Raw genomic sequence first — 26,835 nt, 5'->3', positions numbered from 1 at the left:
ATCCCATGCAAATTGAAGTCACGGGGCAAACGACTCGCGAAAAGAAGCTGATTCAACTTGAAACGTTGCTGAATTATGAGATTCCGGTATCCGGTACATTGGTATTAATGTGGTGGCTTTTACCTGGTGGCATACTTTTTTTGATATTTGCAGCTGCAGTTATCTTATTTCCACTTTTTACAATCTGGATAGCGGTACTGCTCTTTCAACTGGACAGATACGGATGGTTTTCTGCTTTGATACTTTTTGTAGTGGCTCCACTTTGTATGATCCCTTTTTTCTCGGATGGTTCTGCTACGTATCCTTTCTACTATGTGCTACCCTTGGGATTTTTTGCATTTTATTCGATTATTTTAAGAGTTGTGGTACCAATCTGGGACGAATAAAATTGGCAAACCCACTGTTTTTAAATAGATTGGAGCAATTATAAATCCTCTCAAAAAATGCTCTTTAGAATATGAAACGATTCTTTATACCGCTCACTTTTCTCATTTTACTGTTCACCGCTTGCCAAACCAATCAATCCGAATATGAAAATGCAACAATTATCCATAGCATCACCACGATTGATGCAGTAAATGGTATGACAGATCATCAAACGGTCGTCATTAAAGATGGAAAAATTTTGGAGATTGGTTCATCTGATGAGCTCTTTGTTTCAGCTGAAGGCAATGAAATTATTGACGGAACAGGAAAATTCTTGATCCCGGGATTGTGGGATGCGCATGTTCACTTTTCCTATATCGAAGAATTGGCACCCAGTATGTTCAACCTGTTTCTGGCCTACGGAATCACCAGCGTTCGGGATACGGGCGGACGTATTGAATTTGTAAAACAGTGGAAAGATCGGGCAGCGGCAAATCCCACCGAAGCACCTCGTGTGATGATTGCTGGTCCGCTTCTGGATGGCGAACCAAATGTATACGATGGAAGCAGTCCCGGTAGACCACCGCTCTCGGTTGGATTGGAAACCGTTGAAGATGTTACAGAGATGGTTAACAGGTTAGACAGCATCGGTGTGGATCTTTTGAAAGCCTACGAAATGTTGACTCCCGAACAGTTTGAAGAGGTAATGCGACTTGCCGAGGAAAAGGGATTGAAAGTGACCGGACACGTGCCGCTGAGTATGAATGCGGTGAGCGCATCCAATGCAGGACTGAACAGCATGGAGCATATGCGAAACCTGGAAGTGTCGATGGCATCGAACTGGGAGGATTTGCAGGAGCAGCGGTTGCAAATGCTGGAAGAGGGACAAGATGATCCCGGTGGAATTTTGCGATCCCGAATTCATTCAGCGATGCGAGAAACGGCTATCGAAAATTATGATGAAGAACGAGCGGATGAAGTATTACAAGTCTTAGCCGAAAACGAAACGTGGCAAATACCAACACTGGCGCTGAATACGCGATCCGTTGAGAAATTTTACACCGATTCCGAGTGGCAGGAGACATTTACATTGTTGCCGGATTCCATCGAACAAGAATGGTACGCTAGTGCTGAGGAAGGTGCGCAATCTGAAGTTTCAGAATTTGGAGCTGAATACAGTAACTGGCTGTTCAATATGGTTGGGAAAATCAATGAAGCCGGAATTACTATCATGGCCGGAACCGATACACCGATTGGCCTATTAACTCCGGGTCGAAGCCTTCATCATGAACTGAAAGTAATGGTGGATGCCGGGCTCACCCCGATGGAAGCTCTCCAAGCCGCAACGTTAAATCCCGCCCGTTACTTTGAGATGGAAGACGAATTGGGAACCATCGATGAAGGAAAGTGGGCGGATCTGTTAATTCTGGATGCCAATCCGTTGGATGATATTGAAAATACGTTAGAGATCAACACTGTAATCAGGCAGGGGGAAGTGTATGATCAGGAGGCGTTGGAGGAAATTTTTGAGAGGCTGAGAAATAAATGACTTCTTCTAAACGTCAAGCACCTAATTTCAAATACTTTCGACCCATCGGATAGCAATATCGAAATGTGAAAAGTCAGATAGCTTTCAAGTGTTCATTTTCGTTACTTTATAATAGATTCCAAGAAAATAAAATATAGTTTTTCTTTTATTTGAGAGACTTCTTTGGCCGAAGCCTGGAATAACCCAATAGATGATGAAGTAACGAGTGGTTAATAAAAAGACATTTTTATTTTCTCATTAAAAAAATATTAATTCAATAAAATGGATCCCCAAACATCAAAAATTGAGCTTGCCAAGTTGATATTGGAGTTGGAAGACCCAAAACTCATCAAGAAAATCCATCAATTGTTGCTTGACGAAAATAGCGGATTCCGAAAAAGCTTGACGGAGCTTGAAAAAGAAGAAATAAAACTCGGTATTGAACAATTAAACAGGGGTGAGCGAATCTCTCTCGAAGACTTTTTGAAAAAAGTATCGTGACCTTGTGAAAGTATTTTTATCTCCACTTGCGGAATATAAACTTACAAAGCTCCTCCTCTATCTTGAAGAAGAATGGGGAAAACCATCTAAAGAGAAATTCCTACAAAAACTGGAACAGAAATCTTCTCAAATTTCCAGTCATCCCCGGAGCAATCCTCAAACAGAAGAATTTGATGATATTTATTGGTGTGTGGTTACTACCCAGAGCTCATTTTATTACCGGATTTTAAACAAGGAGATTGAAATTATAACGATTACCGACAATCGGCAGAATCCGGATAAAATTATCAAAGAAATTAGAAGCTATTTTAAAACCTAATAGAGGACTTTGAAAAATTAAGGACACCAAGCATCAAATTTCAAAATCTAAATGATAAATACAGTGTGGCGCAAACAGCCTGCCCCGAGACTTCGAGGTCCCCGTTAGTGTCCATTGATTAAACGATCTATTCAATCATGTATAAAATGACATTTAAACAGTTAGTGTTTCATATCATCTTGCATGCGACAATTTTAGCGGGCATTATTTTCTTTCATTTTTTTTATGAACCGTTCGACAATTTTTTTCTTTTAATGATGATCATTTTTTATGCGTCAATGATTGTTTTCTATGTGCAATTATTTAAAAAATCTACAAAAAATAATGAATAATGAGTGAGACACTCGGGCCATTAGGAGTAAAGAACTTGGTACATCCCCCCATTGCAGATCCATTATTTACCGATGCTTGGGATAAACCTCAAAAAGACGAGGCATGCAGCGATTTATAGATAGATCCAAGTAACGAATATAGGATGGCGCAAGCGTCCTCGCTTGTGACCGTTGTACAGACTTTCGATTTTAATCCGAGTAATCAAAAACGGGAGTTTCTACGGTTTTTTTGGGAGTGACATTTCCCCTGATTTTCTTTTGGAGATGCTCGACCGTTTCCGGAGCAAAATACTGCTCTCCGGTTTCTTCATTAACACGGGCTGGCACGTTTTCAACAATATAAAACTTTCCATCCAGCTCAAGGCTGTAGGTTACATGTCGTTCAGTTAATTTTTCTTCAGCTGTACTCATGGATTTCTCCGTTTTTCGAAATTGATCCATTTTTCAGGATCAGGTTCATACAATGTAATAATTTTCAAAACCGGACGCGATGGGTAACTGCACTGAATGTGAAGCGGCCTGTTTTGCTTGGTAAGCCCAAGAATGAGACAGCTTGGACCACACTTATCATTCGGATAATCTTCAATGATTTTTGCTTCCTTATTTATCGCCTGCTTTACCTCCTGTACAGAAATATTACGAATAATACTTTGATCAACAGCATGTCTCGAGAATTCAAATTGATTATGAATTACCTTTTTGTGTATTTCGTCAAATAGCTTTATTTAAAACGAATTGTTGGATTAAATCCTATTTCCGAAATATTTGCAGCAGACCTTGCAAAGTAACAAAGTAAATAACCGCCATTGGTATATTTCATTTATATCCACTTGGATTGAGTTCTGACGCGTCTAATTACAGTAGAGACTCATTTAATCTAAGTGAGGTTAGTGAGAAGTTCATGTCATACAGCTACTAAGTTAAAACCGTTTGACAAAATCTTTTAACCAGTTCTCTTTAGGTGGCACAACTGGAGTTTTAATCGCTTATGATAAAAAGAAGTAGCTGTTCCTAAAATGGATAAGCTCGTATTTCACCTTCTTTGGTTATAACAAAAAATCTGCGTCCATTGATATCAATATCAAAATGGGATTTTAGACCCACATCAGATCTGAATACAAATCTGTTTAAAAAATTTCCACTATTTTCGAATTCGTGAATCCAAAGTGGGTTATTATGACTTGTATTAGTGGAAACAAAGAGTCGGCCATTCTTACTAACTCCATCTATATATTTTCTCAACGGTTGAACGGCGTTAGCCTGACGCAATACCATGTTCATAAAATTATAATATCCAGTAGATACTGAAACTATTTCCGGCAGGTCAATAGTTTCAGTTTCCCAAAGTAGCTTACCGGTCAGATCGTAGTTACTAATTTTTGGAAATGCTTCATACACCATAAAAACAGACTCTTCGCCGTTGTTCACGGCAAATACATGTGGTTTGAAATAGGGTGGTATTTCGCGATTTGATATTGCAGCCCTGTACAGATCATAATCAAGCTCATCTGTACTTCCTTCAGGAATTTCTCCAAACTGTGCAGTTTCTTCTCCGTTGCGGTTTATCAATTTAAATAAAGCTTGACCAGACGCAGGATTGGGAATAAGTAGTTTTTCTTGGTTGATTACGGTTGGTTTGTTTATTCGGTGCGTTCCGAAGTCTCCATAATCCAGGGAAGAAATGTGATTTCCATCTTGCGAGAATTGATGAATAATGAACTGCCTGTCATCTACCAGAAAAATTGAATCGTCTGACAGGTGAATATTTGACACAGATTGATATTCCCCAGGACCGCTTCCTTTACTGCCAATCTCATGTATAACTTCTCCATCCAGTGAAAGTCGTACTACTTTTTCCAGACTGCTATCAAAAATAATTAACCCCTTACGATCTTCAAATCGTATCCGGTGAGGATTTGCTAAAACCATTTTATCAGATGATACGATAGTCTCAAAATCGTTTAGTTCAGTGATTTTCGGCGTATTGCCACCTTCATCTATTGTTTCAGCACACGAAGCTAAAACAAAGCAAAGGCTAAATATAATTGGCAGGGATGATTTAGTACCCATTCTCAAAAGACTTTCTTATTTATCAGAAATAATTAACAGCTAAATCCCCAACAACAAATTTCAAATCAATCCTTTTGATCAGATGGGGTGGGAGGTGAATTTGTAGATTCAGGTATCTCGATGCTGCCTCCCAAATCCAAATTTTTAATGCGTTCTTCAGGGGAGGGAGCAAGAGGTGGAGGTGGGGGAGAGTCGGGAATTCTAATCCCCAAGTTTTTGATCCCTTCATAGAGTATTAGAAGCTCATCATACTCCTTCTGTAAAATGTCAGCGTTCGTATCCAGAATACTCATATTCATATATTCATTTGCAGCATTCAAGAATTTTTGGGTGACTAGTTTAAGCTTTTCGTCATTTCGTTCTTGATTGGTGTGATAATTAATTTTGAGTGTTTTACGAGACCGAAGTAATTGTTGAACATCCGAAACGATTCCGATTGTTGCATTTGAATGAACTTCTACAGTAACCTGATTTAGATTTTTAGGCAGGTTGGAGAGGAATTTCTCAAATTCAGAAAACTTCATTTCATCGCCATTTATCTTTAACGTCTCGGGATCGTAAATCTCAATAGTTAATTCATCTACGTTTGCTTCTTGTTTAGAATATTCTGATGGAGTAGGTTCACAGCTAAAAAGAAGAGCTAATGAAATAAAAATTGGAATAATGGATGTAATTTTTAAAAAAGTTCGGACTTTGGATTTGGTTTGAGTCATCATACGAAATCGTTTTTTGGTGAGTGCATAATTGAATGGACTGATGGGTCCGTGCGAGGGTTGTTCCATCAGGCTGTTCAACAGCAATTTTTGATATTTGGATACCTGAGTTTCTCCGCGAATCACGGCTTCATCGGCCAGGAATTCGTGATTTAAGAGCATGGCTTTTTTGTAGAAATAGAGAACCGGATTGAACCAGAACACAATTTTTAGAATTTCAACAAACAATATATCCAAAGTGTGTTTTTGCCTGGCATGTGTTAGTTCATGAACCATTATCTCTCGGGCAATCTCGCCCTTCAAATACTGGTCTTTGTTTAAAAAAATTGTACTGTTAAATGTATGAGGTACAACTTTTTCGCTAAGCAGAACAATCTCATAATCGTCAAAAAGCTTTCGTGGATTTCGGTCTGCTTTTAACTGAATCATGTGAACGATTCGAATCAGTCGAACAAAAAGTACACCTGCAACCATCGCGTAGATCAGGAAAGCAATTTGGGCCATTGAATACAGAGACGTCCCCGATGATTCTGATGCCAAAATCCTCTCTTCCGGGCCGGTTTTCAACCACTCTCCTTGAGATAAATATTGTATCTCAGAAAGCTGCTGGTTTTGAAACCTTGGAATGAATGCATCAGACATGCCAACAGGAATGAGCGGTATACTCAACGAAAAGACCAAACTGAAGATCAGGTATCCCCTGTTGATCTGATGCATCTTCTCTTTTTCCAAAATGGCGTGGTAAAAAAGAAGCAGAATTCCCATGCATACGGTTGAGTAGATCAGGTAAAGTGTCATAGTTGCCTCTTTTTAAGTTCTTGTTGAACAATCTCCTGGAGTTCTTCCAGTTCCTCCTCAGTCAAATCGGTTTCGGTTGTAAAGAATGAGGCAAAAGAGGAGGGGGAATCATCAAAATATTTCTTGATCAACCCGTTGATATATCGGGAGAAATAATCCGATTTCTTCACCAGCGGATAGTATTGCCTGGAACGCCCCATCTGTTCATAATCGATGAACCCTTTATCCTTCATTCGTTTTAGAAGTGTAGCAACAGTCGTATTTGCAGGCTTTGGCTCTGGATACATTTCAAGCAGTTCATTCATAAATGCTTTGCCTTGTTTCCAGATGTACTGCATCAGTTGTTCTTCAGATTTTGATAGTTTCATGTTCTACAAGTTTAGAGATATTTCTACAATTGTAGAATAAATATTTATAAAATCCAAATCTCAACTTTTGAAAAGTGCGATGAGCATCGCTTTTAAGTAGAATAAAGAAGAGCAATCAGCGATTTTATCTGGTTTGAGGTGGAAGTGGTTTAGTCTAAATCATTCGATCCAATTGTACCGTTTAAGTAATCCGATTTTGGATCATTCAAAATTCTATCTCAGGCCATATAGGTGGCATTGCTGAGAATGAACTATTTTCGTGCCCAGTATTCGCTGTATTCTTGGATCAGGCATGTCACCAATTTATCTTCGATTCAAACATCAACAAATCCCCATAGTTTCCGTAAGTTACATTGATATTATAAATCTTCACTTCTGATTTACGGGGTTTGTGAGTAGACGAGATATCAACAGGTAGTTAATATGCCGTCTATATCTTAACAGCGGGATATATCCATCAAAGAGAAATGGGCAAATCACTTTGGCAGAACAATTAAATAAGGAAATTAAATTATGGAAGAGTTAAACAACCCTCTCAAGGGGACAAACATCCCACCGCAGCTGCAAAAGCTTTTGGGAAATTTTAAGCTAATTTCAGTCGTCATTGCTGTAGCAATTGTAACGTTCTTATCATTTTATACTGTAGACCCTGAGGAGGTTGGCGTTGTTCAGCGATTCGGCGAATATCAAAGAATAGCTGAACCCGGACTAAATTTTAAAATTCCTTTTATGGAAACTGCACAAATTGTACCTGTTGAACGGCAATTAAAGCAGGAATTTGGCTATCGAACCGTTGAGTCGGGAATTCAATCGCAATACAGGAAAGCTGGATTTGCCGGTGAATCGTTAATGCTGACGGGAGACCTGAACCTGGCTGATGTAGAGTGGGTAGTACAATACCGCATATCCGATCCCTATAAATACTTGTTTAAGGTACGCAATCCCGATAATACACTTCGTGATATGTCGGAGGCGGCCATGCGGGAGGTTGTGGGAAACCGAACGGTTAATGAAGTACTGACAATTGGCCGGGCATCAGTTGCTGCACGGGTTCAGGCAATTTTACAGGAAATGAATACTGAGTACGAAACAGGTGTGCAGGTGGAGCAGGTAGTGTTACAGGATATCAATCCGCCGGATCCGGTCAAGCCATCATTTAATGCGGTTAACGAGGCTCAGCAGCAGCGAGAAACGCTCATAAACCAGGCCCGGTCAGACTATAACCGCGTGATCCCCAGAGCGCGAGGTGTGGCTGAGCAGTCCATTCAACAGGCAGAAGGGTATGCAACCAACCGGACAAATACGGCATTAGGTGAAGTTGCAGCCTTTAATGACCTCTTTACGGAGTATGTACGGGCACCCCAGGTTACAAAGCGGAGAATCTATTATGAAACGATGCAGGAGCTGCTCCCAAAAATTGGCAATAAGGTGATTACAGATCAGGATGGAGCAAATGTATTACCATTGCTTCAGATGCAAATGAACGGCGCTAACTTGTTAAACCAGAATGAGAATAATAATTCAAACAACGAATAAGAGAGAATCATGAAAAAGAAACACATAATTATTATAGGTTTATTCCTCGCGCTGTTCTTGGTAATGTTCGATGGATTCTACACTGTGGATGAAACGGAACAGGTTATTATCACCCAATTCGGTGCTCCGGTGGGAGAGGCTGTTGTTGATCCGGGACTGAAAATGAAAATTCCTTTTATCCAAAAAGTAAACCGGTTTGAAAAAAGGTTCCTGGAGTGGGACGGTGATCAAAATCAGGTGCCTACAAAAGACAAGAAATTTATATTTGTGGACTCTTATGCGAGATGGCATATTACCGATCCGCTGCAGTTTTTCCAGAGAATGCGGGACGAACGGGGAGCACAATCCAGGCTGGATGATATCCTGGACGGTGAAACCCGAAACGCAGTAGCTTCTCATGATTTAGTGGAATTAGTCCGTACATCCAACAGAGAACCCGATGTAGAAGGAGAAATTTATGAAGTGATAGAAGACTCCCTCGAAACGATTGAAGTAGGACGAAATGCAATTCAGGATATTGTTCTTGAGCTTGCAAATGAGCGAACTTCAGATCTTGGAATCGCTGTACTTGATTTTCGTTTTAAAAGAATAAACTACGTGGAAGATGTTCAGCGTACTGTTTATGATCGTATGATTAGTGAGCGTAATAAAATAGCTGATCTCTTTCGTTCGGAAGGGCAGGGAGAAGCTTCACGCATAGAAGGTGAAAAGGAACGTGAACTGCTGGAAATACAATCTGTTGCATTTCGACAGGCACGGGAGATCCGGGGTCGAGGGGATGCAGAAGCAGCGTCTATTTATAATGAAGCGTATAACAGAAATTCAACCACTCGCGAACTCTATGATTTCATCAAGGCGATGGAAGCATATGAGACATCATTTGATGGAAATACGTCCATTTTTCTTTCAACGGACAGCGACTTTTTTAAATACCTGAAATCGATTGATTAATGGGAGAGAGAATCTATGAGATTGATTCCATGATGGCGTGAATAAGAGATCTTATCCAATAAATTGTAAGGGGTAATTCATGAATTACCCCTTTTTTTTTTATGCATCAAACTCTGTGAGTTGCTTTCGCAGTTTCTCCAAATTCGATTTCGCATCGGATTTTTTATTCCTCTCTTTTTCCACAACCGCATCCGGCGCGTTTTCTACAAACTGCTCATTAGCCAGTTTCTTCTCCACACTTTTAAGAAAACCTTCCGTACGATCGATCTCTTTTTGAATTCGTTCTCGTTCTTTTTTCAGATCGATCAATCCCTTCAGTGGAATATAGATTTCAGATCCGTTAACGACCGATGCTGCCGACGCTTCCGGTTTTTCAGCATCTGTATCGAACGAAATCGTTTCTACTGCAAGTAGTTTTCGATAGATCCATTCGGTTGAAGCCAGCTCTTCAGAAAGTTCTTCATCTTTTGGTTTGATGATGATTGTCAAATCAGCTTTTGGCGAGAGATTCATCTCGGCCTGGATATTTCGAATCGCAGAAATCTGTGACTGAACTGTATTAAAGAGAGAGATTGAATCATTAAATGTTTCACCGGTTATTTCAGGCCACGAACTGATGGTCAACGCTTCATCTTCAGACCGGTCCCGGATTCTTTGCCAGATCTCTTCCGTAATGAAAGGTGTGAATGGATGAAGCATTTTCATCAGCATCTCAAAGAAACCAAGTGCCCGTTCCAAATTCTCTTTTGGCATATTTTCTCCGGGCTGATCCGCTTTGCAAACTTCGATATACCAATCGCAGAAATCATCCCAAACCAGCGAGTATATTTTTTTAAGGGCTTCATTGAGGCGATATTTTGAAAAATCTTCCTCCATCGCTTCCAGTGTAGTCTGAATGCGGCCCATCATCCATTTGTCAGCAAGATTCTTCGGATCGATTTCCGTGGTAGGGTTGTAAGATTCATGCTCGTCCATATTCATGGTGAGGAACCGAAAGGCATTCCAGATTTTATTGGAGAAATTTCGACCCTGCTCACATAGACTCACATCAAACAACAGATCATTACCGGCAGGAGAGGCGAAAAGCATTCCCACACGAGTTCCGTCTGCTCCGTACTGATCAATGAGTTCCAGCGGGTCAGGAGAGTTTCCGAGCGATTTCGACATCTTACGCCTCTTCTCGTCCCGAACAATTCCGTGGTAATACACATTGCTGAACGGTTTTTCACCGGCAAAGGCGTATCCGGCCATAATCATCCGTGCCACCCAGAAAAACATAATTTCAGGTGCGGTTACCAGATCTTGTGTTGGGTAGTAATAGTTTAATTCTTTGTTGGGTTCTTTGTTTTTAATAAAATCGGGATCAAAAACAGACATCGGCCATAACCATGAGGAAAACCAAGTGTCCAGGACATCTTCATCCTGGCGGATTTCATCTTCCAATAACTCATTGCCAGATTTTTCTTTGGCTTTTTCGATCGCTTCATCTTTAGTCTTGGCGATTACGTAATCCTCCTCGCCATCGCCAAAGTACCATGCGGGTATTCGATGTCCCCACCAGAGCTGGCGCGAAATACACCAGTCGCGAATGTTTTCCATCCAGTGCTTGTAACTGTTTTTGAACTTGGCCGGATGAAACTGGACCTCGTCATTCATAACATTTTCAAGAGCGGGTTTACTCAGTTCATCCATTTTACAAAACCACTGGAGGGAGAGCCGGGGCTCAATCACTACGTCGGTACGTTCGGAATAACCAACTTTATTTGCCATCTCTTCGGTTTTTACCAGTAAATCTTGTTTTTCAAGATCATGTGTGATCAGTTTGCGAACCTCAAATCGATCCTTTCCAATATAGTGCTCGGCGTCTTCTGAAAGAGTTCCATCGGGATTGAGCATGTCGATGATCTCGAGATTATGCTTTTGCCCGATTTCATAATCATTCGGATCATGAGCGGGGGTAATTTTCAGGCAACCTGTCCCAAACTCCGGATCAACATATTCATCTGCAATAACCGGTACTTCGCGATTAACAATCGGTATAATTACGGTTTTACCGACCAGATCCCGGTATCGCTCATCATCCGGATTTACGCAGACGGCCGTGTCAGCTAAAATGGTTTCAGGCCGGGTTGTGGCGATCGTTACAAAATCATCGGAATCTTTAATGGGATATTTTACGTGATAGAACTTAGATTGTACCTCTTTGTGAATTACCTCTTCATCACTAAGAGCAGTTTGAGCTGCGGGATCCCAGTTCACCATTCGAAGCCCGCGGTAGATATAACCCCGGTCATAAAGTTCAATGAAACAGTCGATGACCATATCATAAAGTTCATCTTCCAGCGTAAAGCGTGTTCGTTTCCAGTCGCACGAAGCACCTAACTTACGCAGCTGTTGCAAGATAATTCCACCGTGCTCTTCGGTCCACTCCCAGGCATGATTCAAAAATTCGTTTCGGGTGAGATCTCGCTTGGTAATGCCTTCTTTCCGAAGCTTTTGAACGACTTTAGCTTCCGTAGCAATCGAGGCATGGTCTGTTCCCGGAACCCAGCAGGTGTTTTTGCCAAGCATGCGAGCGCGGCGTACCAGAACATCCTGGATGGTATTATTAAGCATATGCCCCATATGCAGGACCCCTGTTACATTGGGAGGCGGGATCACTACGGTATAAGACTCGCGGTTATCCGGTTCAGAATGGAAATAGTCGTTCTCCTCCCAATAGTTGTACCACTTTTCTTCTGTGGTTGAAGGATCGTATTGTTTTGGGATATCCTGTGTTTTACTCATAAATCATTTATTGTTTAACTGCAAAGAGCGCAGAGATAGGCTAAGATTATTCTCAGCGTATCCCTGCGCCCTCGGCGGCTTTTTAAAAAAATTATTTTACCCGAATTAACCGTACTCCGAAATGTCCGTCACAGTGGTGAACATGGGGTATAGTTTGATAAGCCAGTCCATCTTCAATCAGAACACTTTCAGGCAGAAAATCATCAAGGGGTTCGAGCTCGAAGTTGTCGTACTTATCAAGGAATTTCTGGATTTGATCCCAATTTTCTTCCGGTTCGATGGAGCATGTACTGTAAACAAGGCGTCCACCTCTTTTTACATGATTAGCCGCTTCATCCAACAACTCCTCCTGAAGTTTAATGCAGTCCTGGAGATCTTTCTCGGTTCGTTTCCACCGGAGATCAGCTCGTTTGCTTAAAACACCAGTTCCGGTGCAAGGCGCATCGAGGAGTACACCGTCGGCCAGTCTTAAGTCAAGATCCCTGGCATCGGCTCTTCGAATTTTAATGTTTTCGGCATGGTAGTCCATTGCACTTCTGGCAAGTAGTTCCAATCGATCCGGATTAATATCTATGGCGGTTAGAGATCCCTCCCCATCCATCATGTCGGCCATCACAATGCTTTTTGTTCCGGGTGCTGCACAAATATCAAAAATGTTTTCACCGGGCATTGGTTCAACAATGGTAGGAGCAAAACCTGCCGCTATATCTTGTACAAGGCATATTCCCTTTTTTAAAAGATCTTTTGCGATAAAAGGTGCTACAGAATCCACTTTAAAATAACCGGGTAGCCAGTCACTTTCTTTATAAGGGATATCCAGCTTGTCCATCCTCAGTTTAAAATTCTTTGTTTTAGTTCGCAGGTTATTCACGCGAACATAATAATGAGGCCTGGTATTGTTAGCCTGCATCAATTTGAAGGCTTCGCGTTCGCCATATCGTTTTACCCAGCGCTTAACCATCCACTCGGGATGTGAGAAAGTAGTAGCAATAAGTTTGGTTCTGTCTTTAAAAGCGGGTTTGGGCAGGTTGTTAATATCACGCTGAATATTTCTGAGAATAGCGTTTACCAGATCTCCGGATTTTGATCCAAGATTATACTTTGCAACTTCAACCGCTTCGTTAATGGAGGCGTAATCGGGAGTTCCGTCCATGAAAAGCAGTTCATACAAGCCTAATCTCAAAATATTTTTAAGTAGAGGCTTCATCTCCTCGACCTTGATGCTCGAAAACTCATTAATGATAAAATCGAGATAGCTTCTTCGTCTTAGAATATTCTGCACATACTCCCGAACCTGTGCTCGTTCCCTGGGCTCAAGATGGTTCGCTTCTGAATAGTCAAGTGTACCATCCTCATCAAAGGTTAAGAGTATATCAATACTTTCCGATCGTGCAGTAGCTTCAGTTTCCAATTATGTCTATAATTTTTAAATGTTTGAATTCGCTCGAAAATCAGCTTTTTTGAAGCCAAATTTATAAAATAAAACAGTTTTAAATATAGAGGTTTGATCGTCTTTTTGCTAATCAGTGATAAGAATATCTCACGGTGATGTTCAGGATCTGCAGTGCAATTGTTGAATTTTGTTTTACAGGTTTAGTTTACGGGTGGAGACTATGAATCATTGAGTGAAGGATTAGGTATCCTGAGAAAGGTTCTGAAAGAATTTTGTTGGAATCAAGCTGGTCTAAACGGTTATTGAGATTCACTGGTTAACAATGAAAGATCAGATAAAATCAACCCAAACTTTTTGATTTTTGAAGTAGAAAGAGGTAAATTTTGAAGCTGTCATGAGTGATGTTTTTCGTGACAAAAAACTCAGGAAATTCGAAATAATCTATCCCGGCTGAGAAGCTGAAAAACGACTAATTGAATGAATAAAGGAACCGTAGCACAAGTCATTGGCCCTGTTGTCGACGTTGATTTCGACCACGGTCAACTCCCAAGAATTTTAAACGCCCTATACATCGAAAGAGAAGATGGTACTAGGTTATACCTGGAGGTTGCACAGCATCTGGGTGAAGATAGAGTTCGCACCATTGCGATGGACTCAACCGACGGTGTCGTCAGAAAAACTGATGTAATTGATACCGAAGGTCCGATATCCATGCCTGTTGGTGAGGATATTCGCGGCAGGCTTTTTAATGTTGTGGGTGAAGCTATTGACGGAATTGAAGCTCCGGAAGGAAAACGATCTTATCCCATTCACCGTGACGCCCCGGCTTTTGAAGATTTAGCGACCAGCAGTGAAATACTGGAAACCGGAATTAAAGTTATTGATCTCCTCTGCCCATATGCTAAAGGTGGTAAAATTGGGTTGTTTGGTGGTGCCGGTGTTGGTAAAACCGTATTGATCCAGGAGTTAATTAATAACATTGCGAAGCAACACGGTGGACTTTCAGTTTTTGCCGGTGTGGGTGAGCGAACCCGTGAAGGAAACGATCTTCTTCGTGAATTTATCGAATCAGGCGTTATCAATTATGGTGACGAATTTAAGAAAGGGATGGAAGAAGGCGAATGGGATATTTCCAAAGTTGATCATGAGGTATTAAACACTTCCCAGGCAACTCTTGTATTTGGCCAGATGAACGAACCGCCGGGTGCCCGTGCACGAGTCGCGTTATCCGGGTTGACTGTTGCGGAGTATTTCCGCGATGAAGTATCCCGCGATATTCTCTTATTTATTGACAATATTTTCCGATTTACGCAGGCCGGCTCCGAGGTATCTGCACTTCTTGGACGAATGCCGTCTGCTGTAGGATACCAGCCAACTCTTGCTACTGAAATGGGTGATTTGCAGGAGCGAATTACTTCAACTAAAAATGGTTCGATTACATCTGTTCAGGCAATTTACGTACCTGCCGATGACTTGACAGATCCTGCTCCTGCAACAACATTTTCTCACTTGGATGCTACGACCGTATTGAGTCGTGCGTTGACACAGATCGGTATCTATCCGGCTGTGGATCCGCTGGATTCCACATCACGAATTTTGGATCCTAAAGTTGTAGGAGAAGCTCATTACGACTGTGCCCAGGAAGTCAAGGAAATTCTTCAGAAGTACAAAGACTTACAAGATATTATTGCCATTCTTGGAATGGATGAACTTTCTGACGAAGACAAATTAGTTGTATCACGGGCACGACGTGTGCAGCGGTTCCTTAGTCAACCATTCTTCGTTGCCGAACAGTTTACCGGTCAGTCTGGTGAATACGTGAAAATTGAAGATACGATAAAAGGATTTAACATGATTTTGGACGGTGAGTTGGATGACCTTCCTGAAAATGCTTTCCACCTTGTGGGAACCATTGACCAGGCCCAGGAAAAAGGAGAAAGAATTCTTGCTGAAGCTGAAGCTTAAAAAGGAGAAGTAAATTGGCAACAACCTATCAAGCACAACTTTTAACACCAGAAGGATCACGTTTCGACGGCCAGGTTGAAAGTGTTCGGGTACCGGGCAGCAATGGTAATTTTCAAATGCTTCATAACCATGCTCCAATTGTTTCCTCTCTTGGTATTGGAAAGATCTCTATCAAGCAAGAAGATCAAAAAGTACTGAATTTTGCTGTGAGCGGCGGATTCGTAGAGATGAGCGACAACCAGTTGACAATTTTGGCTGAAAAAGCTGAAAAATCGACTGAGATAAACAGGGAAGAAGCTTTAAAATATCGCGATGAAATTAAGAAAAAACGTAATATGCTTGATTTCAGAAATGAGGAGCTTGAGACTGAACTGGCCATTGCAGAGAATCGGCTGAAAATTGCCGAATCCTAATTAACAATTTTTTTGAAGCCTGTATCGATTTCGGTACAGGCTTTTCTATTTTTTTGAAGGTAGTATTGAGGTCAGAATAGTAGTAAAGATCAGGAGACGTTAGCCACTTTAATAATTTATTCAATATCAGAAGATTCAACTCTCTGTATTGCCGATAGTTTTTAAGATTAATAATACCAACCAAAGCAAACACTGTTATGCCTTTAATTTCACGAAATGCACTACAAGTGGTATTCGGCGTTTTTCTTTTTCTGTTGATATCTGCCTGTTCAAACACCCAAAAAATCAGTGTTTCAAGCACTTCTGCAACACAACAGCAGGTGAGCTCAGAATTTGATAAAGCTATTGAAAATTCTGTGACCTACGATGGTTTATTCACCGTTTACCAGGATACAACCGATGGATCTGTAAAACTGCAAATAAACGAAGATCAGATCGATCAAGAGTTTATCTATTTCGGAATGTCGAGTAATGGTGTTTTAGATGCAGGGCATTTCAGGGGGGCTTTTCGAGAAAACAAGATTTTAAAAGTACGCCGCTATTTCGATAAGCTTGAGTTCGTCCATGTAAACAATAGCTTTTATTTTGATAATGAGAGTCCTTTAAGCCGGGCATCTGCAGCAAATATTTCGGATGCCGTTCTTTTTTCAACAGAAATTGAAGCAGAAGATAAAGAAAACGGTAAGCTGTTAATCAACGCGGATCCACTATTTATATCTGAAAGTTTAAGCCAGATTAAACCAACTCCAAATCCGCGATCGAGACCCGGAGAATTTTCATTAGGGAGATTGAGTAACGAGAAAAGTAAATACAGTGAAATTCGAAGCTATCCGGAAAACACAGATGTTATCGTTGAGTATGTTTATGATTCTCCCTATGTGACCGGTTCCACAAGTGATGCAGTTACCGATGGTAGAGCAGTATCGGTAACATTCCAGCATACATTTATTGAAATGCCGGAAAATAATTATAAGCCGCGTTTCGATGATCCGAGAGTGGGATATTTCATCACCCAAAAAGATAACCAGGTTTCAACAAGTGCCACTCCATACCATGATCTGATACATCGATGGAACCTCGTAAAGAAGGATCCGGAAGCTGAACTATCAGAACCTGTTGAACCTATTGTTTGGTGGATAGAGAATACCACACCTACAGGTTTCAGAGAAACGATACAAAATGCTACGCTTGCGTGGAATGAAGCATTTGAGAAGGCCGGATTTAAAAACGCCATCCAGGTAAAAGTTCAGCCCGACTCTGCCGATTGGGATGCCGGTGATGTTCGTTATAATGTGCTTCGCTGGACCTCTTCACCGAACCCTCCTTTTGGCGGTTATGGACCAAGTTTTGTGAATCCGAGAACAGGTGAAATTTTAGGTGCGGATATTATGCTTGAGTGGGCGGCTTTTCGGAGTTATACAAGGGCAGACGATCTTTTTACAGGATCATTTGATTTTTTTGATATGCATGAATCGATGGATCCGAGATACTGTAGCATCAGTCAGTATTTGAGTGAAGACAGGCAATTCGCTTCAAGTGCATTATTAATTTTGGATGATGCCGGTGAAGAGGATATAGATGGACTTGAGAAACAAGCTATGACCCGACTTATACTTCATGAAGTAGGACATACTTTAGGCTTGAATCACAATATGCAGGCAAGTTCGATTTACTCACCTGAAGAGATAAACGATCCTGAATTTGCTGCAGAAAACGGCTTGAGTGGTTCTGTAATGGACTACCATTCCATTAATGTAAACTCCGATCACGATGCCCAGAGTTTATACTATGATCTTCAACCCGGTCCATATGATGTTTGGGCAATTGAATATGGATACTCACCTGCTTTAGATGATCCGGAAGCAGAAGATGCACGATTAGAGGAGATCCTTTCAAGATCAACAGAACCTGAACTTGCTTTTGGAAACGATGCAGACGACATGCGTTCATCCGGAAATGGTATCGATCCGCGGGTAATGGTCAGAGATCTTTCCAGTGATCCGGTTGAATACTCCGCAGATCGAATTCAACTCATTTCAACTCTTTTGGATGGTTTGGTTGAAAAATATGGAACTATAGAGGGGCAGTCGTACCAGGAATTACGAAATGCTTTTATTTCGATTATGGGTCAGCGTGCAAGACAAACAACCGTAATTTCTCGTCAAATTGGTGGCGTATATAGAGATCGTGCTTTTATTGGGCAGGAGGGAGGAACTCAACCCTACACACCGGTTCCGGCAGAAAAACAACGAGAAGCCATGAGCCAGTTGTCGGAACACTTGTTTGCTCCGGATGCTTTTGAAGAATCACATGAAGTTTATAAATATCTACAGGAGCAACGCCGGGGATTCGATTTTTTTGGCGAAACTGAAGATCCCAAAGTGCATGATTTAGTTTTGGGAATGCAGGTTGGTGTGATGACTCATATTCTTCATCCAAGTACAATCAAGAGAATTACAAATTCTCGTCTCTATGGAAACACATATGTTGCGGCGGATGTAGTTCGTGATTTGACAAGTGCTATTTTTGATGCAGATGCAAGTGGCAACGTGAATACATTCAGACAAAATGCACAGGTGGAATATGTGAAAGTCCTCGGAGTCGTATTAGAAAGTGATCAACATGATAACCTGGCAAAATCTGCGGCATTGCACAATCTGCAATACATCCGTGGGTTGATGGAGGATAAAGGAAACGTTAATAATGAAACGATGGCACACGCCGCGCATATCACTTATCTGATTGATGAAGCGATTGAGTCATAATTTTTTGCGTACATATTTAAATTTTGATCAGCCACTTTGGTTAATTCCGAAGTGGCTTTTTCTTTTCTTTGGGTTGATTTGCCCGGAATTTTCAAGGAATTAGGTAATACTGGTTCTTACAAAAGAGAGAAGTAGAAAGATATAATAAGGCTAAAGCCCCCGGTCTTCTAGTGGCGTTCTTAGTCCATTGGCTGAAGCCAACGGTAATGGATATTGAATGAGTAAATAAGTTTGGTAACTCTAAATAATTGCAGAACGAGTATCTATTGCCGTCAGCCTGAGCTGACGGAGGGAGGACCTTCTATAACAAGTGGCTTTAGCCACATTTAAGGTCCGAATTGGGCAAAAGCCCGAAAAGAGGGACTTTGAAATATCACGCAGGGAATAGAATAAACGGTAATAGAGAAGCTCAATATTCAATACTTACCAATAATCACTTCTCATCACTGCTCAACAAACTCAAACGTATTCCCATCAAAAAGTCCCTTATCACTGAGTTTTAGGCTTGGGATGACGAGTAAAGCCATAAATGAGATCAGCATGAAAGGAGAGTGAAGATTACTGCCCATTTTGTGAGCCATATTGGTGAGTTTTTCGTAATGGGCTGCCACGTTTTCTCCGGGTTGATCACTCATGAGTCCGGCAATAGGTAGCGGCAGGATTTCCTCCTTATGACCAGAAACAGCCGAGATGCCTCCTCGACTTTTCATGATCAGGTTGACAGCTCTGGTCAATAATTGATCCGAAGACCCAACGGCAATGATATTATGTGAATCATGAGCAACAGAAGATGCAATAGCTCCTTTCTTAATTCCAAAATTCTTGATAAAGGCTACTGCGGGACGTTCTTTTGCATACCGATTCACGACGGCGATTTTTAAAATATCCCGACTTGGAGCTGCTTGAATTACACCACCATTGACCTGCAGGCTAACAGTTTCTCTATCCGTTACCAACTGACCATCCTTCGCCACAATAACCGGTTGCTCCTTATTTTCAGATCTCAGAATAAAATCTGAAGGCTTAACATTATAAGCATTGAAATTATTGATTGGCTTGGTTTCAATATCAGGAAACAAAACCTTGTCATCTTGAAAAACGGGAGCCCCGTTAATCCATGTCTGTTTAATATTCAATGAATCCGGGTTGTCAACAATAATAAAATCAGCCATATCGCTTTTCTGGAGTAAGCCTACTTCTAAATTGTAATGGCGTACGGGCAGTACACAAGCGGCATGGAGAATATCAAACAGATTGTAACCTAGTTTGATTGTCCTGCTTACCAATCTGTTTATATGTCCTTTGATTAGGTCGTCGGGGTGTTTGTCATCGGAACAAAACATTAGCCTTTCCGGATATTTATCGAATAGTTCTACCAGCGCTTCATAATTCTTAGCAGCGCTTCCCTCACGGATGGCAATAAGCATTCCGGCGTTCATTTTATCAATCGCTTCCTCTTTTGTAAAGCATTCGTGATCGGTGGAAATTTGTGCAGAGGCGTACTTCTCAGCTTTGTCCCCTTTCAGTCCGGGGGCATGACCATCAACGGGTTTTTCCAGTTCCAGTGCAGATTTGATTTTGGCCAGTACGTCCGGGTCATCATTTAAAACACCGGGCCAATTCATCATCTCCGAGAGATAGTGTATTTCACCACGTTGCAGAAGCTCGGCTACATCATCATTATCAAGTTCTGCTCCGGAGGTTTCGAATGTAGTTGCAGGAACGCAGGATGGGGCCCCAAAATAGAATTTTAGTGGAACTTTATTACCGTTACGAATCATATACTCCACGCCCTTTATACCGCAGACGTTGGCAATTTCATGCGGGTCAGAAACCGTGGCTACCGTTCCATGCCGTACAGCAATCTTTGCAAATTCAGAAGGGACAAGCATCGAGCTTTCAATATGGATATGCGAATCAACAAACCCGGGCATGATATATTGATCCGGCACGGATTCGTGTTCACGAATATCTGCAATCATTTGACCTTGAATTATAATCTCCCCGTTGAAAATTCGTCGATCGATCGGGTCAACAATTTTTCCCTTGATGGATTTCATGGAGTAACTATTTGTTGTGAGTAATTGTAATAGTGGGTTTGGAAACCAGGGTTTGATAGACTACACAGTATCTCTCAGTCAATTTCAAAAGTGAAGATATCTGGTCTTCCGTCGCATTCGTTTCAAGCTCAAAATGAAGTCGGATCTCTTTAAAGCCTACCGGTGCTTCTTTGGAAACCCCTAATGTGCCGCGAAAATCGAGATCGCCTTCGGCCGTGATTTTTGCATCATCGAGAGGGCATTCGATAGCCGTAGCAACAGCGTTCATAGTTACACCGGCGCAAGCTACAAGAGCTTCAAGGAGCATATCCCCGGAACAGACAGCCATTCCCGATCCCCCCGTAGCTGGATGTAGACCGGCTTTAACCATCGCCTGGCCGGTTTCAATTTTACAAGAAATTCCATCCTCCAACTTACCTGAAGCCTTTAAAGTAACCATGGCTGCATCGGGATGATCTTTATACTCTTTTTTGAGTGGTGATTGTAACTCACGTAATTTTTTTGAATCCATAGAAATTAAGTTGTTTTACATTTCTCAAAATGTATGAGGAAAAACAATTAACCTCATATAAAAATAACGCGTTTATAGGTTAAAGGACCTTCAAGGACAATTCTTTTGTTGATAAGTAACCGTGTTAAATAATTCTATTCTACAAAGGTAGGTTAACTTTTATCCACGGAAATATTAAATCCTGAAGTGAGTTTGAGCAATAATTATGGGGCTAAAACCCAGGAAGGTAGGGGCTGAATTCGTATCCGTTGGTTGAAACCAATGGTAATGGATAGTTAACTCAGTTTAAATTTTACTCATTACGAAGCTCCGGTTTCGAAATGTTATGATGAAGCTCGATCTTCTCCTTAATAATTATGCAGGTATGGCTTTCTGTCGATGCTGCTTGATGGATGAAAAAGGAAGCTGAAGCTTCCGTTATGCAGTTGCGAAGGAGGTCAACTACGCCAAACCTGTTGTAATAAGTTTTAGTATCAATAACGCTTACGATCACTGAAGGTTTAACTAAGGAGACTGTTTAGGTTAGGCTTCGTTGACCAGGGACTTTCGCAACGAGTAAAATCACTATGATTTACAACTTCTTCAGAATGATGACTCGATCTCCATAGAATGTAAGGTCAGCTTTTAACCAATCTGCAATCCACCGAAAGGTTTTCTTCGAGTAGAAGGATACATGCGTTTCATCATGCGTGTAGTGCCATTCTGAGAAGGTTTCATCTTCCGGTCTTAAGAGTGTCATGATACCGAAATATCCACCTGACTTTAGCAAAGGCCAGAGCTGTTCAAACTCCACTGCAGGATTGTAGAAATGTTCCACCGTCTCTGTTGATGTAATAAAGTCGTATCTCTTTCCGAGGACTGTCGGTTTATTTGCATAGAAAGGGTCATAAATTTCCATAGATTGTCCGGCCTCCTCTAACATAACACTGAGTGTAGGACCGGGGCCGGCGCCGTAATCCAGACCGTAACTTTGTGGTTTTAACTTATTAATGAGCGGAATGAAGAGTTGGCTTAAAAAATCTCTGTAGTCTTCATCTTCCGGGTCATTTTCGTGCTGATCGTAACGTTGTTTCTCACTCGACGGATCCAGACGTTCCATGGGATCTACAAAAACAAGATCACAAACTCGGCAAATGTGATAATTGTAAAGATTATTAGTATGAAGATGATGTGTATCTGAGCTACTACAAAGAGTACATTTTAACATTTTTGAAAAAAGTTCATCTATTAAAAAAGATTCTTCGTATCTATTTGAAAATGGACTCATCAGGAAGTTTAAATGAAATCAACATATAATTCATTTATTGATTGTTTAAAAAGAAATAATGATTAAATAGATTAAAAAAGTCGTACATTTTAATAGAATTAGTTATTTATGTTAACTTTTTTTAATATTAGGGACTAACTTGGGGTGATGTTCATTAATGAAAAGGTACAATTTTTTAAAATGTTCTTACTAACACAGATAATAACAATCAATTAGAGTAAGAAAACAACTATTCTATTTAATAGATAGAGGCTTTTATGGGTAAATACGCCATTTTTATCGTTTCGGCTCTTATCTTTTCCATGCTGACTTATTCGAGCGCGTTGCGGAATGCTGTATTTATGTCAAATACCAGGACTGTACAAACACACAGTGAAAATCAGGCATACAATATTGCACAAAGTGCTGCGATGGTTGCTATAAATGATATTCGAAGCGACCCAAGTGGAAGTCCTTTCAACCCTGACCCCGATAGCACCTATTCATATCCTTCTTCGAGTGATTTTGAAGACTGGGTGGAGATGCATGGTGAATACAATGTTACGACAACAAATCAAGGAGATACGTTGTTGACAATTCGATCTACCGGAAGGTTTGAAGAATCAGTTTACCAAGTGAGGATTGGTTTGGTTAAAACTACCGGTGGAGGTTTTGTCTGGCCTCCAATTGATACGGCTGTTCACGCAGAAGAAGATATTACCTTGTCAGGCAGCGGTACTATCCAGGGGAATGCTTCAACGAATAGTGCAAGTCCCGGTGCAGTATCCATGAACGGCGGAGCAGGGATAACAGGCAATTTGGCAATAGGCCCCGGAGGCAATCCGGATGATATTGTTAATAAACCCAACTGGCATGGTGGAGTTCAAGGGGAAGTTTTTGCATTGGATACACCTTATGAATATGAATTACCAGATTTTCCAGATTTACCCGTTTTACCTACAGGTTCTTCATTCGAAACTGAAAAGTGGAATGATCCGACTGATTTTTACGCCAATCAATACACCGGATATTACATACCTGAAATTTCTGTAAATCAAAATCGGAGTATGAATATTCACGTAGGTGATCAAAACAGGAAAATTTATGTTGGCAATCTTGATGTTAAGAATGGGCATATAAATTTTGTGGGAACCGGAAAAGTTGAATTATATGTTTATAACGATATCAATTTTGGTGCAGGAAGTTCACTAAACTGTAATGCTCAGTGGAGTGCTTCTCCTTGTAATGGTGAAACAAGTCAACTAATGACATATTATGGAGGCTCCAATGAGTTTAGGCTCGCTGGGGGCCAGTATTTTAATGGGAACCTTTATATAGAGAGTGCTGATGCAAAGTTTACCGGAGGCAGTAAATTTAAAGGGAATCTAATATCTGGCGGTGATGATCTTGAGGTAGCAGGAGGGTTTGAAGGTGTTAGTGCTTTTTATGCTCCAAATGCTTATGTGCAATTTAAGGGGGGTGGAAATTTAAGAGGCTTTGTTGTTTCAGATAGTTATAGATCAACTGGTGGAACATGGGTTTATGAAGAAAATTTAGATACAGATTTACCTGACTTAGATGGCAATGGTGGAGGCGCACCCACGTTCTCAGTTACGTATTGGAATTAAGAAGAGAAAAATAGATGTCAACCGGTCAAATATTCTTAACGTTAGCTTCACTGGTTTTGCTGGGATATATCTCACTCAATATACAACGTATGTATGTGAGTTCTGTAGAGACAACAGTTGATATGCAAATGATGAACGATGCAGTAAACTTTGGGCGAGATCTGAGTGAGGAGGTTCAATCCTATGCTTATAAGTATAGTCAATTGGATGCTCAGCTTGGGGGATTGGATGATGAAACGGATCCCAGTTCACGAAGAACAGATACATCTCAGGTTGGACGAGTTTTTCACGCAACGGTTGAACTATCAAACGAGGTAGAATTAGACCATGGACAGAATGGTAGATGGGCTACAATAAGAGTTTATGAAGAGGTTGATAATTCTCTTGAAATGAAAGCCGAGCTTAGAACGGGTGTGGTGAATTTAAATTAATTGTTAGGAGAGAGTATGGGTATTCAACTTGATTTTATTATTCCGCCAATTATAGTGGGTCTGCTAGTTATTGTAGTGTTCCAGTTGAATTCTTTTATCATGGAAACATCACTTGATAATCAGCTTACCACCAACATGCAGACTTTTGCCGAAGTTACCTCTCGGGTGATCCAGGAAGAGCTGAAAATGGCCAATCAAATAGTAAATCCCGCAGATCCTGCAACTCCGGATTCAGTTTTAACATTTGTAAGTGTAACAACTGATACTATTACCATCCAGCGATCTGGAAAGAACCTCGAAATCATCAGTAAGAGCAGTGTCTCACCCTCAACTCCAGATACAATCAGATACCCGTCGAGCCTCTCATCTTTGATGTTTGACCTGGAAAGAAAACCTGTGGGTGAACCAATTCCTTATTACTTAAATATTGAAATTGAGACGGAGAGTGATCCGGATCATCATGCCTCTACACGTGGAGATGTAGAAACGGTTAGAGCGTTTGCGGAAAATGAGATTTATCTGAGAAATGTACATCGGCTATCTATTACAGGAGGGCCTCCGGGGTCTGGAGGTTCAGGCGGTTCTGGTTCTGGTGGTGGGAATGATAATAGTGGAGGTGAAGATAACGGTGGTAATTCTGGAGGATCTGGAGAAAATGATGATGGAGAGGAACTGGATTGCACAGGGCCACCGTGGACACGTCCACCCGGATGCTAAAACCGGGAATATTTTTGAACTTGAAGTGAAGTATCACAAAGAAGAATAGTTGTTATTTGAAAAGCTTTAAATCCGGTACTTACACTAACCAAATTTGAAAGTAATAAACAAACACTACTCAGAGTAAACTTTATTCCTGATTTTGCTCATAAATGATTAGTCCTGAGAGTCCAAAAAGATCAGTTCTCCACCCCACTATTCATAGATTCATCAAGGGATTGTTGACTTTGCATTTGTTCAATCTCTTCTTTGAATTCTCTTCTTTGTTCATCCAATAGCTCCGGTCGTCCTCTGTATCCATCATCGCTGTTTAAGCGCTCTTCAAGAGTTGGAATAAGCTCCACCTTTAGCAGAACAACAAGTTCTTGTACAGTATGTTCTGTTGAGTTATAGCCAAAGAGATATTTCAGGCCGAGAAACCATCCAGGCAGATCTTTCAATATGGGAACTCCTCTGCGAGTTGTGGTAACCTCTGTTTCATAGAGTCCGGCTATTACAGTGCTTTCCCCGCTTAACATCAAAACTTCGGTAGTTGCTTCTTGTTTGTTCACGATTGTACTGACAGGATCTGGTTGTGCAGTACTGCGTTCTGTTTCTACCGTCATATAAATAAACGGTGCTCCCTCTTCATTATAGTAAATATTAGGAGTAACGTTTAAAATCGTACCCGTACTAAAAAATTCGTCCGTAATATTTCCGGCAAAGTCACGCTGCTTTATTGAAAAATCCTGCCCGACCTGGATATTTCCAGTCCGACCATCAAGTACTTTAATGGAGGGAGAGGACAATACTTCTCCATTTCCACTCTCCTCAAGTGCCCTGAAAAGTGATGTTATCTCCCAAGTTCCGGTGGAAAAGATATCACTCCAATTGATTTCTACATCAAAAAGTTCGCGTTGAACATCCACTGCTGTTGCAGTTTCTACACTTACCTCGCCATTTCTAACAGTAGACCAGTCAATTCCCAGCTCACGAACAAAATTTCGGTCACCTTGAAAAAACGTTGCAGAAATCTTAATCTCCCTTGAGCCAAAGTTCACTTGAACTTCTTGTTCTTCTTCTTCATCACCGTCACCTGTTTGTCCCTGTTGTTGATCCATGGGAATACTCTGTATCTCATAGTACTTGGGATATTCCGTGACATACATATTATTATATTCAGCTATTCTATTTAAAGCATCTTCCCAGTGCATTTGCGGAATTTCTACTCCAATAGGCCCATCGTATTCAGTTTGATTGACAAAAATTTTATCTTTGAACTCAATAGAGAGTTCCTCGAGAATGGTCATAGCCTGGTTAAATGAAACATCTTGCGAGAGAACAACCAATTCGTCCGGATTTGTATATTCCCTTACCGGCATACGATCCTGGCCAACCGCCATTTGAAAACCTAACACGAGTATGAAAACGGAAAGTAGTTTTAGTTTTTTCATGTTG

At 40.9% G+C, this 26,835-nt stretch carries 23 protein-coding genes; 12 read left to right on the top strand and 11 right to left on the bottom strand.

Annotated elements, in window-relative coordinates; genetic code table 11:
- The first annotated feature begins 5 nt into the window (after window positions 1–5).
- The 4 genes from L6773_RS11585 (at window position 6) to L6773_RS11570 (ending at window position 2,714) form a co-directional block, all read left to right on the top strand.
- Complete coding sequence (locus tag L6773_RS11585) at window positions 6–386, top strand: hypothetical protein (RefSeq protein ID WP_237854583.1); 381 nt, start codon at window positions 6–8, stop codon at window positions 384–386.
- A 71-nt stretch (window positions 387–457) separates the two neighbouring features.
- Window positions 458–1,915 carry an amidohydrolase family protein gene (locus L6773_RS11580; protein WP_237854582.1) on the top strand — a complete coding sequence of 486 codons (1,458 nt, stop codon included), beginning with the start codon at window positions 458–460 and terminating at the stop codon, window positions 1,913–1,915.
- A gap of 261 nt (window positions 1,916–2,176) precedes the next feature.
- A complete protein-coding gene (locus L6773_RS11575) occupies window positions 2,177–2,395 on the top strand; it encodes a hypothetical protein (RefSeq protein ID WP_237854581.1) in 219 nt (72 codons plus the stop codon).
- A gap of 4 nt (window positions 2,396–2,399) precedes the next feature.
- Window positions 2,400–2,714: a type II toxin-antitoxin system RelE/ParE family toxin gene (locus L6773_RS11570; RefSeq protein WP_237854580.1), complete on the top strand. Its 315-nt coding sequence runs from the start codon at window positions 2,400–2,402 to the stop codon at window positions 2,712–2,714.
- A gap of 521 nt (window positions 2,715–3,235) precedes the next feature.
- Here the strand turns inward: L6773_RS11570 and L6773_RS11565 are convergent.
- From L6773_RS11565 to L6773_RS11550, 5 genes are all read right to left on the bottom strand, one after another.
- The gene (locus L6773_RS11565) at window positions 3,236–3,457 is read right to left on the bottom strand and encodes a hypothetical protein (RefSeq protein WP_237854579.1); all 222 of its coding nucleotides are present in this window, start codon (window positions 3,455–3,457) and stop codon (window positions 3,236–3,238) included.
- A complete protein-coding gene (locus L6773_RS21750; protein WP_369431569.1) occupies window positions 3,454–3,771 on the bottom strand; it encodes a DUF4258 domain-containing protein in 318 nt (105 codons plus the stop codon). Before L6773_RS21750 ends, L6773_RS11565 begins: the two co-directional genes overlap by 4 nt.
- A 286-nt stretch (window positions 3,772–4,057) precedes the next feature.
- A complete protein-coding gene (locus tag L6773_RS11560; RefSeq protein ID WP_237854578.1) occupies window positions 4,058–5,116 on the bottom strand; it encodes a 6-bladed beta-propeller in 1,059 nt (352 codons plus the stop codon).
- Between the two features lie 65 nt (window positions 5,117–5,181).
- Window positions 5,182–6,627, bottom strand: coding sequence for a M56 family metallopeptidase (locus tag L6773_RS11555; RefSeq protein ID WP_237854577.1), 1,446 nt, complete (start codon window positions 6,625–6,627; stop codon window positions 5,182–5,184).
- The gene (locus L6773_RS11550; protein ID WP_237854576.1) at window positions 6,624–6,995 is read right to left on the bottom strand and encodes a BlaI/MecI/CopY family transcriptional regulator; all 372 of its coding nucleotides are present in this window, start codon (window positions 6,993–6,995) and stop codon (window positions 6,624–6,626) included. Before L6773_RS11550 ends, L6773_RS11555 begins: the two co-directional genes overlap by 4 nt.
- A 513-nt stretch (window positions 6,996–7,508) precedes the next feature.
- On the opposite strand from L6773_RS11550, the gene hflK reads away from it, so the two are divergent.
- Both hflK and hflC read left to right on the top strand, forming a co-directional pair.
- Window positions 7,509–8,531: an FtsH protease activity modulator HflK gene (hflK, locus tag L6773_RS11545; RefSeq protein ID WP_237854575.1), complete on the top strand. Its 1,023-nt coding sequence runs from the start codon at window positions 7,509–7,511 to the stop codon at window positions 8,529–8,531.
- 9 nt (window positions 8,532–8,540) lie between these two features.
- Window positions 8,541–9,482, top strand: coding sequence for a protease modulator HflC (gene hflC, locus L6773_RS11540; protein ID WP_237854574.1), 942 nt, complete (start codon window positions 8,541–8,543; stop codon window positions 9,480–9,482).
- A gap of 99 nt (window positions 9,483–9,581) precedes the next feature.
- Here the strand turns inward: hflC and L6773_RS11535 are convergent, their stop codons facing one another.
- Both L6773_RS11535 and rsmB read right to left on the bottom strand, forming a co-directional pair.
- Window positions 9,582–12,269: a valine--tRNA ligase gene (locus L6773_RS11535; protein WP_237854573.1), complete on the bottom strand. Its 2,688-nt coding sequence runs from the start codon at window positions 12,267–12,269 to the stop codon at window positions 9,582–9,584.
- Window positions 12,270–12,360: 91 nt separating this feature from the next.
- On the bottom strand, window positions 12,361–13,680 hold the full coding sequence (gene rsmB, locus L6773_RS11530; protein WP_237854572.1) for a 16S rRNA (cytosine(967)-C(5))-methyltransferase RsmB: 1,320 nt from the start codon (window positions 13,678–13,680) through the stop codon (window positions 12,361–12,363).
- 459 nt (window positions 13,681–14,139) lie between these two features.
- Here rsmB and atpD point away from each other — a divergent pair, with 459 nt between their 5' ends.
- The 3 genes from atpD to L6773_RS11515 all read left to right on the top strand — a co-directional run bounded on the left by atpD (window position 14,140) and on the right by L6773_RS11515 (window position 18,805).
- On the top strand, window positions 14,140–15,627 hold the full coding sequence (gene atpD, locus L6773_RS11525; protein ID WP_237854571.1) for a F0F1 ATP synthase subunit beta: 1,488 nt from the start codon (window positions 14,140–14,142) through the stop codon (window positions 15,625–15,627).
- Window positions 15,628–15,641: 14 nt separating this feature from the next.
- Window positions 15,642–16,040 carry an ATP synthase F1 subunit epsilon gene (gene atpC / locus L6773_RS11520; RefSeq protein ID WP_237854570.1) on the top strand — a complete coding sequence of 133 codons (399 nt, stop codon included), beginning with the start codon at window positions 15,642–15,644 and terminating at the stop codon, window positions 16,038–16,040.
- A gap of 197 nt (window positions 16,041–16,237) precedes the next feature.
- The gene (locus tag L6773_RS11515) at window positions 16,238–18,805 is read left to right on the top strand and encodes a zinc-dependent metalloprotease (protein ID WP_237854569.1); all 2,568 of its coding nucleotides are present in this window, start codon (window positions 16,238–16,240) and stop codon (window positions 18,803–18,805) included.
- 443 nt (window positions 18,806–19,248) lie between these two features.
- Here the strand turns inward: L6773_RS11515 and ade are convergent, their stop codons facing one another.
- The 3 genes from ade to L6773_RS11500 all read right to left on the bottom strand — a co-directional run bounded on the left by ade (window position 19,249) and on the right by L6773_RS11500 (window position 22,475).
- Window positions 19,249–20,865: an adenine deaminase gene (gene ade, locus L6773_RS11510; protein ID WP_237854568.1), complete on the bottom strand. Its 1,617-nt coding sequence runs from the start codon at window positions 20,863–20,865 to the stop codon at window positions 19,249–19,251.
- A gap of 7 nt (window positions 20,866–20,872) precedes the next feature.
- Window positions 20,873–21,376 (bottom strand): OsmC family protein, encoded by a 504-nt coding sequence (locus tag L6773_RS11505; RefSeq protein ID WP_237854567.1) that lies wholly within the window; start codon window positions 21,374–21,376, stop codon window positions 20,873–20,875.
- A 571-nt stretch (window positions 21,377–21,947) separates the two neighbouring features.
- The gene (locus L6773_RS11500) at window positions 21,948–22,475 is read right to left on the bottom strand and encodes a class I SAM-dependent methyltransferase (RefSeq protein ID WP_237854566.1); all 528 of its coding nucleotides are present in this window, start codon (window positions 22,473–22,475) and stop codon (window positions 21,948–21,950) included.
- Between the two features lie 509 nt (window positions 22,476–22,984).
- Here L6773_RS11500 and L6773_RS11495 point away from each other — a divergent pair.
- The 3 genes from L6773_RS11495 to L6773_RS11485 all read left to right on the top strand — a co-directional run bounded on the left by L6773_RS11495 (window position 22,985) and on the right by L6773_RS11485 (window position 25,398).
- Entirely contained in the window at window positions 22,985–24,250 is a 1,266-nt protein-coding gene (locus L6773_RS11495) for a DUF7305 domain-containing protein (protein ID WP_237854565.1), read from the top strand.
- A gap of 14 nt (window positions 24,251–24,264) precedes the next feature.
- Window positions 24,265–24,681 carry a hypothetical protein gene (locus tag L6773_RS11490; protein ID WP_237854564.1) on the top strand — a complete coding sequence of 139 codons (417 nt, stop codon included), beginning with the start codon at window positions 24,265–24,267 and terminating at the stop codon, window positions 24,679–24,681.
- Window positions 24,682–24,780: 99 nt separating this feature from the next.
- Window positions 24,781–25,398, top strand: a complete 618-nt coding sequence (locus L6773_RS11485) for a hypothetical protein (RefSeq protein WP_237854563.1) — start codon at window positions 24,781–24,783, stop codon at window positions 25,396–25,398.
- 179 nt (window positions 25,399–25,577) lie between these two features.
- On the opposite strand, the gene L6773_RS11480 is transcribed toward L6773_RS11485, so the two are convergent.
- Complete coding sequence (locus L6773_RS11480; protein ID WP_237854562.1) at window positions 25,578–26,831, bottom strand: type II secretion system protein GspD; 1,254 nt, start codon at window positions 26,829–26,831, stop codon at window positions 25,578–25,580.
- Window positions 26,832–26,835: the final 4 nt, after the last annotated feature.

Origin of the sequence: Rhodohalobacter sulfatireducens, assembly GCF_022012475.1 — a bacterium.
In the GTDB taxonomy this organism is placed as follows: domain Bacteria; phylum Bacteroidota; class Rhodothermia; order Balneolales; family Balneolaceae; genus Rhodohalobacter; species Rhodohalobacter sulfatireducens.
Note: the sequence above shows the minus strand (reverse complement) of the source record. Positions and strands in the feature narration are given on the sequence as shown.

What these genes read in the sequence shown, in the direction of transcription:
- L6773_RS11585 (WP_237854583.1), top strand. Translation starts at nt 6, where the DNA reads ATGCAAATTGAAGTCACGGGGCAAACGACTCGCGAAAAGAAGCTGATT.
- L6773_RS11580 (WP_237854582.1), top strand. Translation starts at nt 458, where the DNA reads ATGAAACGATTCTTTATACCGCTCACTTTTCTCATTTTACTGTTCACC.
- L6773_RS11575 (WP_237854581.1), top strand. Translation starts at nt 2,177, where the DNA reads ATGGATCCCCAAACATCAAAAATTGAGCTTGCCAAGTTGATATTGGAG.
- L6773_RS11565 (WP_237854579.1), bottom strand. Translation starts at nt 3,457, where the DNA reads ATGAGTACAGCTGAAGAAAAATTAACTGAACGACATGTAACCTACAGC.
- L6773_RS11560 (WP_237854578.1), bottom strand. Translation starts at nt 5,116, where the DNA reads ATGGGTACTAAATCATCCCTGCCAATTATATTTAGCCTTTGCTTTGTT.
- L6773_RS11555 (WP_237854577.1), bottom strand. Translation starts at nt 6,627, where the DNA reads ATGACACTTTACCTGATCTACTCAACCGTATGCATGGGAATTCTGCTT.
- L6773_RS11550 (WP_237854576.1), bottom strand. Translation starts at nt 6,995, where the DNA reads ATGAAACTATCAAAATCTGAAGAACAACTGATGCAGTACATCTGGAAA.
- hflK (WP_237854575.1), top strand. Translation starts at nt 7,509, where the DNA reads ATGGAAGAGTTAAACAACCCTCTCAAGGGGACAAACATCCCACCGCAG.
- hflC (WP_237854574.1), top strand. Translation starts at nt 8,541, where the DNA reads ATGAAAAAGAAACACATAATTATTATAGGTTTATTCCTCGCGCTGTTC.
- L6773_RS11535 (WP_237854573.1), bottom strand. Translation starts at nt 12,269, where the DNA reads ATGAGTAAAACACAGGATATCCCAAAACAATACGATCCTTCAACCACA.
- atpD (WP_237854571.1), top strand. Translation starts at nt 14,140, where the DNA reads ATGAATAAAGGAACCGTAGCACAAGTCATTGGCCCTGTTGTCGACGTT.
- L6773_RS11515 (WP_237854569.1), top strand. Translation starts at nt 16,238, where the DNA reads ATGCCTTTAATTTCACGAAATGCACTACAAGTGGTATTCGGCGTTTTT.
- ade (WP_237854568.1), bottom strand. Translation starts at nt 20,865, where the DNA reads ATGAAATCCATCAAGGGAAAAATTGTTGACCCGATCGATCGACGAATT.
- L6773_RS11505 (WP_237854567.1), bottom strand. Translation starts at nt 21,376, where the DNA reads ATGGATTCAAAAAAATTACGTGAGTTACAATCACCACTCAAAAAAGAG.
- L6773_RS11500 (WP_237854566.1), bottom strand. Translation starts at nt 22,475, where the DNA reads ATGGAACGTCTGGATCCGTCGAGTGAGAAACAACGTTACGATCAGCAC.
- L6773_RS11495 (WP_237854565.1), top strand. Translation starts at nt 22,985, where the DNA reads ATGTCAAATACCAGGACTGTACAAACACACAGTGAAAATCAGGCATAC.
- L6773_RS11490 (WP_237854564.1), top strand. Translation starts at nt 24,265, where the DNA reads ATGTCAACCGGTCAAATATTCTTAACGTTAGCTTCACTGGTTTTGCTG.
- L6773_RS11485 (WP_237854563.1), top strand. Translation starts at nt 24,781, where the DNA reads ATGGAAACATCACTTGATAATCAGCTTACCACCAACATGCAGACTTTT.
- L6773_RS11480 (WP_237854562.1), bottom strand. Translation starts at nt 26,831, where the DNA reads ATGAAAAAACTAAAACTACTTTCCGTTTTCATACTCGTGTTAGGTTTT.